Genomic DNA, 13,126 nt, shown 5'->3' on the forward strand with positions numbered 1-13,126 from the left:
CGGGGGACCGGGCATGAGGTTTCTGCACCCTGACGGCACTCGGGTCCACGTCGCCTACTGCACCAACGTCCACGCGGCGGAGGACCTGGACGGCGTGATGTCCCAGCTGCTGACATACGCGCTTCCCCTCCGGGAGCGACTGGGCACGAACGTCCTGGGCCTCGGGCTCTGGCTCGCCAACGATGTCGCGGGACGGCTGGAAGCCGACCCTGCGGCCGTGGCCGGCCTGCGCAAGAGGCTCGACGACCACGGCCTGGAGGTGGTGACGCTCAACGGCTTCCCCTACCAGGCGTTCCACGCTCCGGTCGTCAAACAAGCGGTGTACCAGCCGAACTGGGCCGACCGACGCCGCCTGGAGCACACCAAGCGCCTCGTGACGATCCTGTCCGCGCTGCTTCCCGCCGATGCGGAGCGCGGCAGCATCTCCACGCTGCCGCTGGCCTGGCGCACCGACTGGAACGAGGAAAGCAGGACACTGGCACACCACAACCTCATGCTGCTGCGCCGGGAACTCGCCGACCACGCGGATCGGACGGGCCGCCCGGTGGAAGTCGGCTTCGAGCCGGAGCCCGGCTGTGTCGTAGAGACCACCGCCGATGCCGTCGAACACCTCGCGGAGCAGGCGGGAGACTTCCTGGGGGTCAGTCTCGACGCCTGCCACCTGGCCGTGTCCTTCGAGGAACCGGAGGCCGCCCTCACCCGTCTGCAGGACAGCGGGATTCCGTTGGTCAAGCTACAGGCTTCCGCCGCCCTCCATGCCGAGGACACCGCCTCTTCACACACCCGGGAGGCCCTCGCGGCCTTCGCCGGATCGCCTTTCCTTCACCAGGTCCGTGAGAGGGGCCGCCTCGGGGTGGAGCGCGCCGACGACCTCGCCCAAGTGCTCGAAGGGACGTCACCGCTCCCGGGCCAGGATCCGTGGCGGGTCCACTTCCACATCCCGGTGAGCGCGGAACCCGCTCCGCCTCTCCGCGGCACGCAGTCGGCGCTCGCGGACACGCTGGCCGCCGTCCTAGGCGGACCGCACCCCGCGACCACCCACATCGAGGTCGAGACCTACACCTGGTCGGTTCTGCCGGACGGGCAGCGCCCCGAGGGAACCCACGAGCTGATCGACGGTCTCGCGGCCGAGATGGACTGGATACGCGCCCAGCTCACCCTGCTGGGACTCACCGAGGAGACGACATCATGAGCACCGCCCGTCCGCGCCGATCCGCTCCCGTGGCCGTGCTGGACATCGTCGGCCTCACGCCGCGTCTACTCCCCCACATGCCCCATGTGCGTGCCGTCGCCCAGGAAGGCTTCACGTCGTCCCTGACCCCCGTCTTCCCGGCCCTGACCTGTCCCGTACAGTCCACGTTCCTCACCGGTGCCCTGCCCCGCGATCACGGAGCCGTGGCCAATGGCTGGTTCTCCCGGGAACTCGGCGAAGTGCTCAACTGGCGCCAGTCCGCCGACCTCGTCACGGGTGAGCGTGTATGGGACGAGCTCCGTCGTCAGCGTCCCGACACCACCGCGGCCAACATCTGCTGGTGGTACGCGATGGGGGCGAAGACCGAGTTCACGGTGACACCTCGCCCCGTGTACCACTACGACGGCCGCAAGTCGCCGGACTGCTACACGCAACCGCCCGTTTTGCACGATGAGCTGACCCGAAGGCTCGGCACGTTCCCGTTGTTCTCGTACTGGGGGCCGAATGCTGGGATCAAATCCTCTCGCTGGATCGCTGCCGCAGCCGGCTATCTGGTCCACCGCGCGCACCCGGACCTGCTCCTCGCCTACGTACCGCACCTCGACTACGACCTCCAGCGCTTCGGCCCCCACGGTCCCGAGGCCGTCGCTGCCGCCCGCGAACTCGACGGCGTGCTGGCTCCCTTGTTGAGCCGACTGCACGCCGAGAACTACACAGTGGTCATCCTCAGCGAGTACGGCATCACGCAGGCCAGGCGTCCTGTGGACATCAATCGCGCCCTACGCGAGGAGGGCCTGCTGAGGGTGTACACGCAGCACGGCATGGAGTACCTCGATCCCTGGGCCTCACGGGCCTTCGCCCTCGCCGACCACCAAGTGGCGAACATCTACGTCGAAGACCCGGCCGACGTGCCGCGGGTCCGCGATCTGTTGAAGTCCCTGCCGGGTGTGGACGAGATACTGGACCGCGCCGGGCAGGCCGCCCTCGGCGCCGACCACGAACGGTCGGGCGACATGGTCGCGGTCGCCGAACCCGACGCCTGGTTCACGTATTACTACTGGCTCGACGACGACCGAGCGCCGGATTTCGCGCGAGGCGTCGAGATCTTCCGCAAGCCCGGATACGACCCTGCCGAGCTCTTCTTCGACCCGAGCAGACGGGCGACAAAGATCCGGGCGGCCGCCAAGCTCGGTCTCATGAAGGCCGGAATCCGCTCGTCCCTGCAAGTCGTCCCACTTGACCCGACCTGTGTCGGCGGCAGTCACGGCCGGCTCCCCGACAGTCCCGAGGACGGCCCATTGCTCATCTGTTCGGACCCTTCCTTCAGGAAGGACGATTTTCACGCCACGGAAGTGAAGAACCTGCTTCTGCACATTGCGGGTGTCACTCCTGAAAGCAACTGAGACAAGGAACGCGAGAGTCCTTCGGGAGGTTAGATGTACCGCGAGAGCGAGCACGCACGTCGGACGGATCGACATCCTTCAGCCAGAGGCGTCGACAAACCGCCTCGGCTACGCAACGGCCGCAAGTGGATCCTTCTTGCTGCTGTTGCCCTCATCGCCGCAGCAGCCGGCGGCTGGTACGCCCTGGACACAAGGGGCGATGTCGAGGGAGCCACTTCAGCTCTGGTCAGGGGCGAGCAGACATGGTCCGGTCTCAGTAGGAAGCATGTGACCACAGAGGTGACCTACCCCATGAGCCCGCCGGCGGGTGGCGACCACCACCCTCGATGGACACCTTGCGATTCCAAGATCTACTCAAGTCCGGTTGCCGATGAGAACGCCGTGCATTCCCTGGAGCACGGCGCCGTGTGGATCACACACGGCAAGAGCATCACGGCCCCGGACTTGCACATGCTCACGGAGATGGTGTCCTCCACGCCGTATGCATTCCTAAGCCCCTATACGCCCCAGTCGACACCCATTGTTCTGACAGCTTGGGGCCATCAACTCAAAGTGAACGAGGCCTCCGATCCGCGCGTGAAGGAGTTCCTGGAGAAGTACGTGCAAGGCGAGCAGACTCCGGAGAAGGGCGCACCCTGCACGAGCGGAGAAATGTAGCCCAGGTCACTTCGTCACGGGGTTTTGATCACGGGTGGGTGCGGTCACCGTGCGGCCATCCCGGCACCGGGTTCCCCATGTCGCTGATCTTGGGCGAGCGGGATGGTTGGGTCAGGTCCGCGGGTGACAGCTGACGGTCGCCTCGCTCACGACCGGAGCCGAGTGTCGGCATCAAGATCGTGTCGGGGGTGCTCGCCTCCGCCAACGACACACCCTGCGACGGGGACCGACGAACCACCGGACGTCGCGCCCGCTCACCACAAAGCCCCTTGGCTCGGTCCGTCACCGAGCCAAGGGGCTGTTCGTAGGCCGCGTGGGACTCGAACCCACAACCAACAGATTAAAAGTCTGCTGCTCTGACCAATTGAGCTAGCGGCCCGCCGCCCCAGCATAGCCGTACGACCGGGCCGCCTTCACGGCCTTATGCACGACGCCGTACGCCGAGCCCTGACCCCGTCCCCAATCAAGTGTTGTCGGAGCCCCACAACGGAGACACAGGCGGGCAACGTGGGCGACTTCCGGGGCGAGGGCCCTCGGTCGATCCGGCCGCGCGCCCCCCCTCTGCGCACCCCTGTCCGAATGCGCTCCCCTCGCGCTCCCCTGGCCTTCGGGCGCCCGGCAGAGCGATCGGACAGCGCGTGGGCATTCCCGCTGAGCAGCAGGTCAGAGGGGGTTTCAACGCTACTCGACGGCGCCCCGGCACTCCGGCAGCCAGGGCCACCCAATGATTTAAAAGTCCGCTGCTCTGACCAATTGAGCTAAGGGCCCTCGGTACGACACCCCTGAGCATAGCCAAAGGAACCCCGGGAACCGATCGGGTATCCCGACACGACGGCCGCGCTTCGCGGCTCGGGGGCGCCGGCGGTCGCCCGGTGACGCGTTCCGGCCGCGTCCGGGCGGTGGTTCCCGCCTCCCTGACGCGCCGGGCCCGTACGGCACGAGGTGTCGTACGGGCCCGGTCAGGCGGCCGTCAGGCGTCAGCCGTTGCGCTTCCAGCGCGGCTTGTCGTCGCGGCGGCCGACGGAGCCGCGCCCCGGTGGTCGTCGCGACGGCCGTACGGCCGGTCGTGGCCGCCGGGGCGGTCGCTGCGGTTGAACGGGCGGGCCGGGCGGCGGGCGCCGCCGCGCTCGCCCCGGTCGTCGCGGTCGCGGTTGAACGGACGGTCGTTGTCCCGACGGAAGCCACCGCGGTCACCACCGCGCTCGTCGCGGTTGAACGGACGGTCGTTGTCCCGGCGGAAGCCACCGCGGTCGCCACCGCGCTCGTCGCGGTCGCGGCGGTCGCGGTTGAACGGACGGTCGTTGTCCCGGCGGAAGCCGCCGCGGTCACCGCCCCGCTCGAAACGGTCACCGCGCTCGCCGCGGTCACCGCGGTCGTCACGGTCCCGGCGGTCGGTGCGCTCGCGGCGGTCGTACGAGGACGGACGGTCGTCACGGCGGTCGTCCCGGCGGAAGCCGCCGCGGTCACCGCGGTCACCGCGATCGTCACGGTCCCGGCGGTCGGTGCGCTCGCGGCGGTCGTACGAGGACGGACGGTCGTCGCGACGCTCGTCGCGGCGGAAGCCGCCACGGTCACCGCCCCGCTCCTGACGCTCCTCGCGCTGCGGCCGCTGCTCGCCGCGCTGCTGCTCCGGTACGGGGGCGGAGGCCGCCTCCGCGACCGCCGCCTCCGGGTCGGCGCCCCGCTCCGTCGCGGCGCGCGCGACGAGGCGGTCGGCCTCCTCGCGGAGCTCGGTGGCACGGCGCTGGGCGCGCTCCAGCTGGCGCGTCAGCTCGGCGACCTCGCGCTCGGCCTGCTTGGCGGCGTTGTTGGCGGAGTCGGCCTGCACCTCGGTCAGCGACCGGGCGCCGGTGATCTCGGCGACCTCCGGGTCGAAAGCGCCGCCCTGGCCGATGATGTGGCGCGAGGCGTCCACGCCCGCGTCCTCCATGAGCCGGAAGATCTGGCGCCGCTGGTGCGGCAGGGCCAGCGAGACGACCGTGCCGGACTGGCCGGCGCGGGCGGTGCGGCCCGAGCGGTGCAGGTAGTCCTTGTGGTCGCCGGCCGGGTCCACGTTCAGGACCAGGTCGATGCCGTCCACGTGGATGCCGCGCGCGGCGACGTCCGTGGCGACGAGCACGTTCACGTACCCGTCCTTGAAGTCGGCGAGCGTCCGGGTGCGGGCGCCCTGGGTCATGCCGCCGTGCAGGGCGTCGGCCCGCACGCCCGCGTCGCGCAGCTGCTCGGCGACGCGGTCGGCGCCGAGCTGGGTGCGGACGAAGATGATCGTGCGGCCCTTGCGCGCCGCGATCGCGGCGGTGACCGGCGCCTTGTCCTTCGGCTTCACGATCAGGATGTGGTGGGTCATCGTGGTGACGGCGCCCTGCGCGGCGTCGACCTCGTGGCTCACCGGGTCCTTCAGGTAGCGCTTGACGAGCGTCGCGATCTCGTTCTCCATCGTCGCGGAGAAGAGCATGCGCTGACCGTCGGCCGGGACCTGGTCGAGCAGCTCGGTGACCTCGGGCAGGAAGCCCAGGTCGGACATCTGGTCGGCCTCGTCGAGGACGGTGACCTGGACGTCCTCCAGCGAGCAGGCGCCGCGGTTGATGACGTCGCGCAGTCGGCCCGGAGTGGCGACGAGGACGTCGACGCCGCGCTCCAGGGCGTAGATCTGGTTGCCCATCGACGTGCCGCCGCACACGACCTTCATGCGCAGGCCGAGCACGTCGCCGTACGGCTGGAGGGCGTCGGCCACCTGCATGGCCAGCTCGCGGGTCGGGGTCAGGATGACACCGCGCGGCTTCTTCTTCTCGGTGCGGCCGCCGGCCAGCGTGGCCAGCAGCGGCAGGCCGAAGGAGAGGGTCTTGCCGGAGCCGGTGCGGCCGCGGCCCAGGATGTCCTTGCCGGCCAGGGCGTCCGGGATGGTCGCGGCCTGGATCGGGAAGGGGGTCGTCACGCCGTTCTGGGCGAGCTTGCGGACGACGCCCTCGGGCAGGCCCAGGTCCGCGAACGTGGCGGTGGGCTCGTCGTCCAGGTTGATGTCGGGGGTGGCGGCCGTGTCGGTCGCGTCGATCGCGTCGGTCGCCTCGGCGGCGGTCTCGTCGGCGAACGCCTCGTCGACGGCGGAGGCCACGGCGGCGTCCTCGGTCAGGACGGCGGAGGACTGGTCAGAACTGAAGATGGACATGCGAAATGCGAAACCTTCCGGAGTCTCGGCACGCGCCCGTCAACTCCGTGTTTCGCTGCTTCGCAAATTCGACCGCCTCAATGCGGTCAGCCACGGCAGGGGGAGAGTACGCGCCACACGCGGCGCTCTTCTGTCTTGGCGCCGGGCAAATGGGATCAAACGATCTACCACCATACGCACTCTCCCCCACAGAACGCAAACCGGCCCCGAGGACCGGGCCCTCAGGCGGGCACCACCTGCGGCGACGCCGCCGGCTCTGACCGTACGCCGGGGTCCGGCCCGCGCATCGCCTCCGTGCGGGTGTCCGCGGACGGCGACGCGGACGGCGGCTCCGACGGGTCGGGCGCCGGCGGCTCGGACGACGGCGACGGCGTGGGCTCCGGCGGCTCGGACGCGGCGGGCTCCGACGGGGACGCGGGGGCGCCGCTCGGGGACGTGGACGTGGAGCCGCCCGGTCCGTCGGACCCCGTGCCGCCGTCGCTTCCGGTGCCGTCACCCGAGGAGGGCCGTCCGCCGCCGGGCGAGGGGGAGCCGCCCGGTTTCGGCGCGGTGGACGGCGACGGGGAGGACGCCGGGGCCGGGGAGGCGCCGGGCGACGGCTCGCCCCGGGCTCGCCGGGCGCGTCGTCGGCGCCGGCGGGCCGGTCGAGGGAGCCGCGGTGCTCGTGGCGGCCGCCCGGCATGGGGGCCCCCGCGTCCGCTTCGGCCGCCGCCGCCCCGGACGGGTCCACCGACTCGCTCGGCAGCGGCCGCGAGCCGTCGTCGGAGACGCTCATGCAGCCGCTGAGGGTGCCTGCGGAGGCCACGACGGCCACGGCGGCTACGGCCCATCGGACGGGGGCGGGCAAAGGGCGCACGGGGGCACCTCCAGGCGGGGGACACGAGGTTTCCCTGCCCAACTCCCTTGCCCCCGCCGGGGACACGCCCGGCACCCCCCTCGATCCGCCCCCGTCCCCGTGCCGACGGACCGCACGGAACACCTCCGTCCGCCGCCGAAGCGAAGCCGCAGGGCGGCCGGCTCACCGGCCGACGGGCAGCGGACCCGCAGCGCCCACGCAGCCACCGGGCGATCGGGCCCCTGGCAGCAGCGCCCGCCCCCGCCCCGCCCGACGGAAACCCCAGCCGCGGAACAGTCCCCCGCCGACCCGCAGCCACCCACCTGGCAGAAGCCAGCCGCAACCACAGCCACACCGACGGAAACCCCAGCCGCAGCCGCACCCCGAGGCCACCGCCGCAGATCCCAACCGCAGCCCCGCCCCGCCGATGTCACCCGCCGACATCACCCGCCGACGTCACCCACCGACAGAAGCCCCGCTGAAGCCGCAGCGGCAGCCCGAGCCCAGCCGGCAGTCGCGGCCACAGCCCCACCCGCAACGCAAGCCCCAGCCGACAGCCCCAGCCGGCACCCGCACCCCGAACCCCAGCCGGCAGGCCCCACTCGCAGGCCCCACCCGCAGCGGAAGCCGCAGCCGACCGTCAGCCACAGCGGCAGCCGCACCCGCACCCCGCAAGCCCCACCCGCAGCGCAAGCCCCAGCCGACAGCCCCAGTCGGCACCCGCACCCCGAACCCCAGCCGGCAGGCCCCACTCGCAGGCCCCACCCGCAGCGGAAGCCGCAGCCGACCGTCAGCCACAGCGGCAGCCGCACCCGCACCCCGCAGGCCCCATCCGCAGCAGCCGCAGCCGCAGCCGACCGTCAGCCGTAGCCGAGGTCGTGCAGCCGCTCGTCGTCGATGCCGAAGTGGTGGGCGATCTCGTGCACCACCGTGATCTCCGTCTCGGCGACGACGTCCTCCCGCGACTCGCACATCCGCAGGGTCGGCCCGCGGTAGATGGTGATCCGGTCGGGCAGCACGCCCGCGTACCACTCGCCGCGCTCGGTGAGCGGGGTCCCCTCGTACAGCCCCAAGAGGTCGGGGTCGTCGGCGGACGGCTCGTCCTCGACGAACACGGCCACGTTGTCCATGAGCCGCGTCAGCTCCGGGGGGATCCGGTCCAGCGCCTCGGCGACCAGTTCCTCGAACTCCTCGCGCGTCATCTCCAGCACTCCGCCATTGTCGTGGATGCCCGCCGGGTACGGGCATAGCCCCGCGACGGTGCGGGCATACCGCCCCAATGGCCCGAGCCGTCGTCCGTGTCACGTACCGGCGCGTCGCACGCGCCCTGCACCACCTCACCGACCGTCTCGCCCGCCCCGTACGCGGCGGGCTCACCCGCCTTGCCCGTAAGGGCCCCGGCCGCCCCGGGCGCCGCCGCGGCCCGCACCGCGAGGGGCGCACCCGTTCGCCCGCGCCGCGGCCCTGGGCGCCGTCGCCCTCGTCGGTGCCTGGCTCGGCCTGCTGGCGGTCGGCACCGTCCGCACGCCCGTGGGGCCCATGGACACCGGGATGGCCTTGCGGCCCTCGCTGAGCGGCGGCACGCGGATCGACGTGCCGCCGCTCGGCTCGCTGGACCTGGACACGCACCTGGCGCCGCTCCGCCTGGACGTGGACGTCGAGGCGCTCGACCCCGACCGCGCACGGGCCCTGGTCGAGCACCCGGAGCGGCTCTCCGGGCTCCAGGACGAGATCAGCGGGGACGTCGCGGACGGCGCCTGGCAGCTCGCCTTCCGTTCCTCTGTCGCCGTCCTCTCCGGCGCCACGGCGCTCGGTCTTGCCGTCTACCGCCGCCCGCGCCGCGCCCTCGCCGCAGGAGGGCTCGCGCTCGCCCTGCTGGCCGCGTCGGGGACGGCGGCGTACGCCACGTGGAACCGCAAGTCCGTCCTGGAGCCGCGTTTCTCCGGGCTCCTCACCAGCGCCCCGTCCGTCGTGGGCAACGCCCGCTCGATCGTCACCGAATTCGACATCTACCAGAAGGAGTTGGCGCGCCTCGTCACCAACGTGACGAAGCTGTACGAGACCACGTCCACACTGCCGACGTACCAGCCGGACCCCAGCACGATCCGCGTGCTGCACGTCTCCGACATCCACCTGAACCCGCTCGCGTGGCATGTGATCGGCTCGCTCGTGAAGCAGTACCGGATCGACCTGATCATCGACTCGGGCGACACCATGGACCACGGCACGGCGGCGGAGAACCGCTTCCTGGACCCGATCGGCACCCTCGGCGCGCCCTACGTGTGGGTGCGCGGCAACCACGACTCGATGGCCACCCAGGAATACCTGGAGGGCCTGCCGAACGTGTACGTCCTGGACGGCGGGCAGGCCGTCACGGTCGCCGGGGTGCGGGTCGCCGGCATCGGAGACCCGCAGTACACGCCGGACCGGTCGGTGCGGCCGCTGGGCGACACGTCGGAGCACGCGGCGGGGCGGACCCTCGCGGCGTCGCTGCGGGCCCAGGCGCGGGCGGGGACGCCGGTCGACATCGCGGTGGCCCACAACCCCCTCGCCACGCACGAGGTGGACGGCCTGGTGCCACTCGCCCTCGCGGGCCACATGCACCGGCGGATCAACGAGGTCCTCGGGCGGGGCACCCGGCTGAAGATCGAGGGCTCCACGGGCGGCGGCGGCCTGCGCGCCCTGGAACAGGACCCTCCGGCGCTGGTCGAGGCGTCCCTGCTGTACCTGGACCGGGAGACCCGCCGGCTCCAGGCGTGGGACGAGATCACGCTGGGCGGCCTGGGGCTGACCTCCGTGGAGGTGGCGCGCCGCATCCCCGACGAGGTCCTGCCGGACGCGTCGCCCTCCCCGGGCCCGTCCCCCGCGTCCCCCAGCCCGTCGCCCTTCCTGCTGGGCCCGCCGCCCTCGCCCTCCGGCTCCCCGCCGCGGCCCTCATCGCAGCCCCCACCGCCGCTCTCCCCGGCACCCTCGCCCTCACCGGCGCCCCGCGCGCCGGGGTCCCCGTGAAACCGTTTTGGCGAACCGCCTCCGCATCCCATATGCTTCTCACGTCCCCGACGCGCTGACAAGGCGCCCAGGCGGGCCCTTAGCCCTCATCGTCTAGTGGCCCAGGACGCCGCCCTTTCAAGGCGGTAGCACGGGTTCGAATCCCGTTGGGGGCACGCATCACCTTGTGCGAGACTGGTGCTCGCACGAAGCTTGGTCCTGTGGAGCAGTTTGGAGTGCTCGCCACCCTGTCAAGGTGGAGGCCGCGGGTTCAAATCCCGTCAGGACCGCTGCGACTCCTCGTGGGTCGCGTGGCTGGGTAGCTCAGTTGGTACGAGCGTCCGCCTGAAAAGCGGAAGGTCGCCGGTTCGACCCCGGCCCCAGCCACCAGCCGAAAGGCCCCGTCGCAAGACGGGGCCTTTCGCCGTTCACGCCGACCGGCACGCCAACGGGGCCCGCCCCGTACTTCCCGTCATCCGAGCTCGGGGGCCGGCGCCCGGCCCTTGCACCCCGGCCCCCGGGCGCAGGGGGCCGGAGGCACCGGGGCGCCCGAGCCGGGCTAGTCGCGGGCGCGCAGGCGCCGGCCCCGTACGAACAGCAGTGCCGCGGTCACCGCCACCACGCCCAGCAGCAGTGCCCAGTCGGGGACCGCGCTGCCGGCGCGGGCCGCCCACTGCTCCAGGACGAACGTGTCGTCCACCGACAGCGGCCCCGGCAGCGCGGCCGCCCCGTCGAACGCCAGGAACAGCACCCCCAGCAGCACGAAGAACGCCCCGGACACCAGCGACGTGGTGTGCAGCTCCAGGCGGCCCACCCGCAGCGCCCGCCCCCGCAGCCAGCGGCGCCGCCCCAGGTCGTACCGCTCCCACAGCAGGGCCAGCAGGAACAGCGGCACCGCCATGCCCAGCGCGTACACCGCCAGCAGCAGCCCCCCGTACGCGGCGCTGCCGCCGAGCGCGGCCACCGTCAGGACGCTGCCGAGGATCGGCCCCGCGCAGAACCCGGCCAGGCCGTAGACCAGCCCGAGGGCGTAGGCCGATGCCGCCGTCGTCGGGCGGATCCGGCCGCTCGCCTCGGCGAACCCGCGCGGCGCGAACCCGAGGCCCAGGACCTGCGCGGCGCCCAGCGCGATGATCAGCCAGCCGCCCGCCGTGACCAGCAGGTCGCGGTGGCCGTGGAAGAAGCGGCCCGCCAGGGAGCCCGCCGCGCCCAGTGGCACCAGGGTCGTGGCCAGGCCCGCGTAGAGGACGCCCGTGCGGGCGACCAGGCGGGCGGCGCCGTCGGTCGAGTACGCGAAGAACGCCGGCAGCAGCAGCGCGCTGCACGGGCTGACGAGCGCCAGCAGTCCCCGAGGAACGCGGCCAGGTAGCCGATGTCCGTCACCGGGCGCTCCCGGCCGCGCCCTCCGCCTGCCCCGCCGACTCCCCGCCGTCGGCTGCCCCGCCGTGCCGGACGGCGCAGGCCCGGACGGCGCGGGGCCGGACGGCGCCGGCGTCGCCCGGCCCGCCGCGGGCTCGGCCGCCGCGCGCTTCGCCGCCTCGTCGATCGCCGCGGTGAACGCCTCCAGCGGCTGCGCCCCCGCGACGGGACGGCCGTTGATCAGGAACGACGGGGTGGAGGCCGCGCCGAGGCCGTAGCCCTCCTGCTGGTCGCGTTCCACGGCCTGCCGCGCCGCCGTGCTGTCCAGGTCCCGGGCGAACCGGTCCAGGTCCGGCACCCCCGCCTCCTCGGCGAGGTCCTTCAGCCGCGCGACGCCGAAGCCCTTCTCCTTCGCGCCCTCCCCGTACGCGGCGGCGTGGAACTCCCAGAACCTGCCCTGGCGCCCGGCGGCCCACGCGGCCCGCGCCGCCCGCTCCGACTCCTCACCGAAGATGGGCAGGTTCCGGAACTCGATCCGCAGCACGCCCTCGTCGACGTACCGCTTCACCAGCTCGGGCTCCGTGTCGCGGGCGAACTTGCCGCAGTAGCCGCACTGGAAGTCGGCGTACTCGATCAGCACGACGGGCGCGTCCGCGCGGCCCTGCGCCAGGCCGTCGCCCGCGTCCCGCCGGGCGAGCGCCTCCAGCTCGGGGAACACGCCGGACTCCCCGGCGGCAGCCCCCGAAGACGACGAGGACGACGACGCGGCCGGGGAGGTGCCGGTGCCCGGCGCCTCCGGCTTCGTCGCGGTGTACGACACGAACGCCAGCAGGGCGGCGGACACGGCGACCCCGGCGCCGAGCAGATAGGGGGTCGTGGACCTGGGCTTGGACGCGGGCTTGGACGCGGACTTGGGCGCGGACTTGGACATGACGGGACTCCTGAGCGTGCGAGAAGAGCAGACGGACGGTCGGCGGCGCGGGACGCGGCCGTCGGCTACACGCGCAGGATCGACAGGTCCATGGGAGAGGGGGGTGCGAGCAGGGGAGGCGCCCGCTCGGGGGTGATGGCCGTCACCACGGCCGCCCCGCAGCCGGCCGCGGCCGCCGCCCGCGCCTCGTACAGCGCGGGCAGCAGTTCACCGGCGGAGGACCCGCGCGGGGGTGCGGCGGGCCGCAGCCCGCCCTCACCGGCCGGGGAGCCCCCGTCGCAGTCGCGCCCGCCGTCGTCGGCCGACGCGGCGAACGCCGCACCCGGCACCGGCGCACGTGCCGCCCCCTCGGGGGCCACGGCGGCCGCGCCCGGGGCCGCCCCGGGGCGGACATCCGGGCGGCGGCCGGTCCGGCGGGCGGAGCGCCGCCCGCGGGGTGCGCGCACACCAGGGCCGCCAGCACCGCGAGCACGGCCAGGGCGGAGGCCGCCGCCGCGGCCCGGAGCGCCGCCGCGGCACCGCGCGGATCTCCGGGACGCGACATGGACGGGGTCTCCTCGACGGATACGGGGCACGGCTGCCGAAATGGTACGGG

The 13,126-nt window shown here is 73.0% G+C and carries 5 protein-coding genes, 4 tRNA genes and 4 pseudogenes; 7 read left to right on the plus strand and 6 right to left on the minus strand.

Annotation, left to right across the window (positions count from 1 at the left end; all coding sequences use genetic code 11):
• Nucleotides 1-13 precede the first annotated feature (13 nt).
• Genes eboE through L6E17_RS16750 form a run of 3 tightly spaced genes read left to right on the plus strand, consistent with a single transcriptional unit; the run spans nucleotide 14 to nucleotide 3,252 of the window.
• Nucleotides 14-1,192 (plus strand): metabolite traffic protein EboE, encoded by a 1,179-nt coding sequence (gene eboE, locus L6E17_RS16740; protein ID WP_236241565.1) that lies wholly within the window; start codon nucleotides 14-16, stop codon nucleotides 1,190-1,192.
• A complete protein-coding gene (locus L6E17_RS16745; protein WP_236241566.1) occupies nucleotides 1,189-2,595 on the plus strand; it encodes an alkaline phosphatase family protein in 1,407 nt (468 codons plus the stop codon). The genes eboE and L6E17_RS16745 overlap by 4 nt, the downstream gene beginning before the upstream one ends.
• Nucleotides 2,596-2,628: 33 nt before the next feature.
• Nucleotides 2,629-3,252 carry a DUF3105 domain-containing protein gene (locus L6E17_RS16750; RefSeq protein WP_236241567.1) on the plus strand — a complete coding sequence of 208 codons (624 nt, stop codon included), beginning with the start codon at nucleotides 2,629-2,631 and terminating at the stop codon, nucleotides 3,250-3,252.
• 305 nt (nucleotides 3,253-3,557) lie between these two features.
• On the opposite strand, the gene L6E17_RS16755 is transcribed toward L6E17_RS16750, so the two are convergent.
• From L6E17_RS16755 to L6E17_RS16765, 3 genes and pseudogenes are all read right to left on the minus strand, one after another.
• Nucleotides 3,558-3,631 (minus strand) — tRNA-Lys (locus L6E17_RS16755).
• Between the two features lie 598 nt (nucleotides 3,632-4,229).
• Nucleotides 4,230-6,418 (minus strand): annotated as a pseudogene (locus tag L6E17_RS16760) (DEAD/DEAH box helicase).
• Between the two features lie 1,695 nt (nucleotides 6,419-8,113).
• The gene (locus tag L6E17_RS16765; protein ID WP_071272282.1) at nucleotides 8,114-8,464 is read right to left on the minus strand and encodes a metallopeptidase family protein; all 351 of its coding nucleotides are present in this window, start codon (nucleotides 8,462-8,464) and stop codon (nucleotides 8,114-8,116) included.
• A 171-nt stretch (nucleotides 8,465-8,635) separates the two neighbouring features.
• On the opposite strand from L6E17_RS16765, the pseudogene L6E17_RS16770 reads away from it, so the two are divergent.
• From L6E17_RS16770 to L6E17_RS16785, 4 genes and pseudogenes are all read left to right on the plus strand, one after another.
• Nucleotides 8,636-10,262 (plus strand): annotated as a pseudogene (locus tag L6E17_RS16770) (metallophosphoesterase).
• 82 nt (nucleotides 10,263-10,344) lie between these two features.
• Nucleotides 10,345-10,417, plus strand: a tRNA-Glu gene (locus tag L6E17_RS16775).
• A gap of 39 nt (nucleotides 10,418-10,456) precedes the next feature.
• Nucleotides 10,457-10,531, plus strand: a tRNA-Asp gene (locus L6E17_RS16780).
• Nucleotides 10,532-10,554: 23 nt separating this feature from the next.
• Nucleotides 10,555-10,631, plus strand: a tRNA-Phe gene (locus L6E17_RS16785).
• A gap of 169 nt (nucleotides 10,632-10,800) precedes the next feature.
• Here the strand turns inward: L6E17_RS16785 and L6E17_RS16790 are convergent.
• The 3 genes and pseudogenes from L6E17_RS16790 to L6E17_RS16800 all read right to left on the minus strand — a co-directional run bounded on the left by L6E17_RS16790 (nucleotide 10,801) and on the right by L6E17_RS16800 (nucleotide 12,860).
• Nucleotides 10,801-11,624: pseudogene (locus L6E17_RS16790) on the minus strand (cytochrome c biogenesis CcdA family protein).
• Nucleotides 11,625-11,736: 112 nt separating this feature from the next.
• A pseudogene (locus L6E17_RS16795) lies at nucleotides 11,737-12,531 on the minus strand (DsbA family protein); the annotation flags it as partial.
• Nucleotides 12,532-12,596: 65 nt separating this feature from the next.
• Nucleotides 12,597-12,860 (minus strand): hypothetical protein, encoded by a 264-nt coding sequence (locus L6E17_RS16800; RefSeq protein WP_236241568.1) that lies wholly within the window; start codon nucleotides 12,858-12,860, stop codon nucleotides 12,597-12,599.
• Nucleotides 12,861-13,126: the final 266 nt, after the last annotated feature.

Origin of the sequence: Streptomyces sp. CC228A (assembly GCF_021390935.1) — a bacterium.
Classification (GTDB): Bacteria; Actinomycetota; Actinomycetes; order Streptomycetales; family Streptomycetaceae; genus Streptomyces.

Coding starts and splice junctions, on each gene's coding strand:
- L6E17_RS16745 (WP_236241566.1), top strand. CDS start 1,189: ATGAGCACCGCCCGTCCGCGCCGATCCGCTCCCGTGGCCGTGCTGGAC.
- eboE (WP_236241565.1), top strand. CDS start 14: ATGAGGTTTCTGCACCCTGACGGCACTCGGGTCCACGTCGCCTACTGC.
- L6E17_RS16750 (WP_236241567.1), top strand. CDS start 2,629: ATGTACCGCGAGAGCGAGCACGCACGTCGGACGGATCGACATCCTTCA.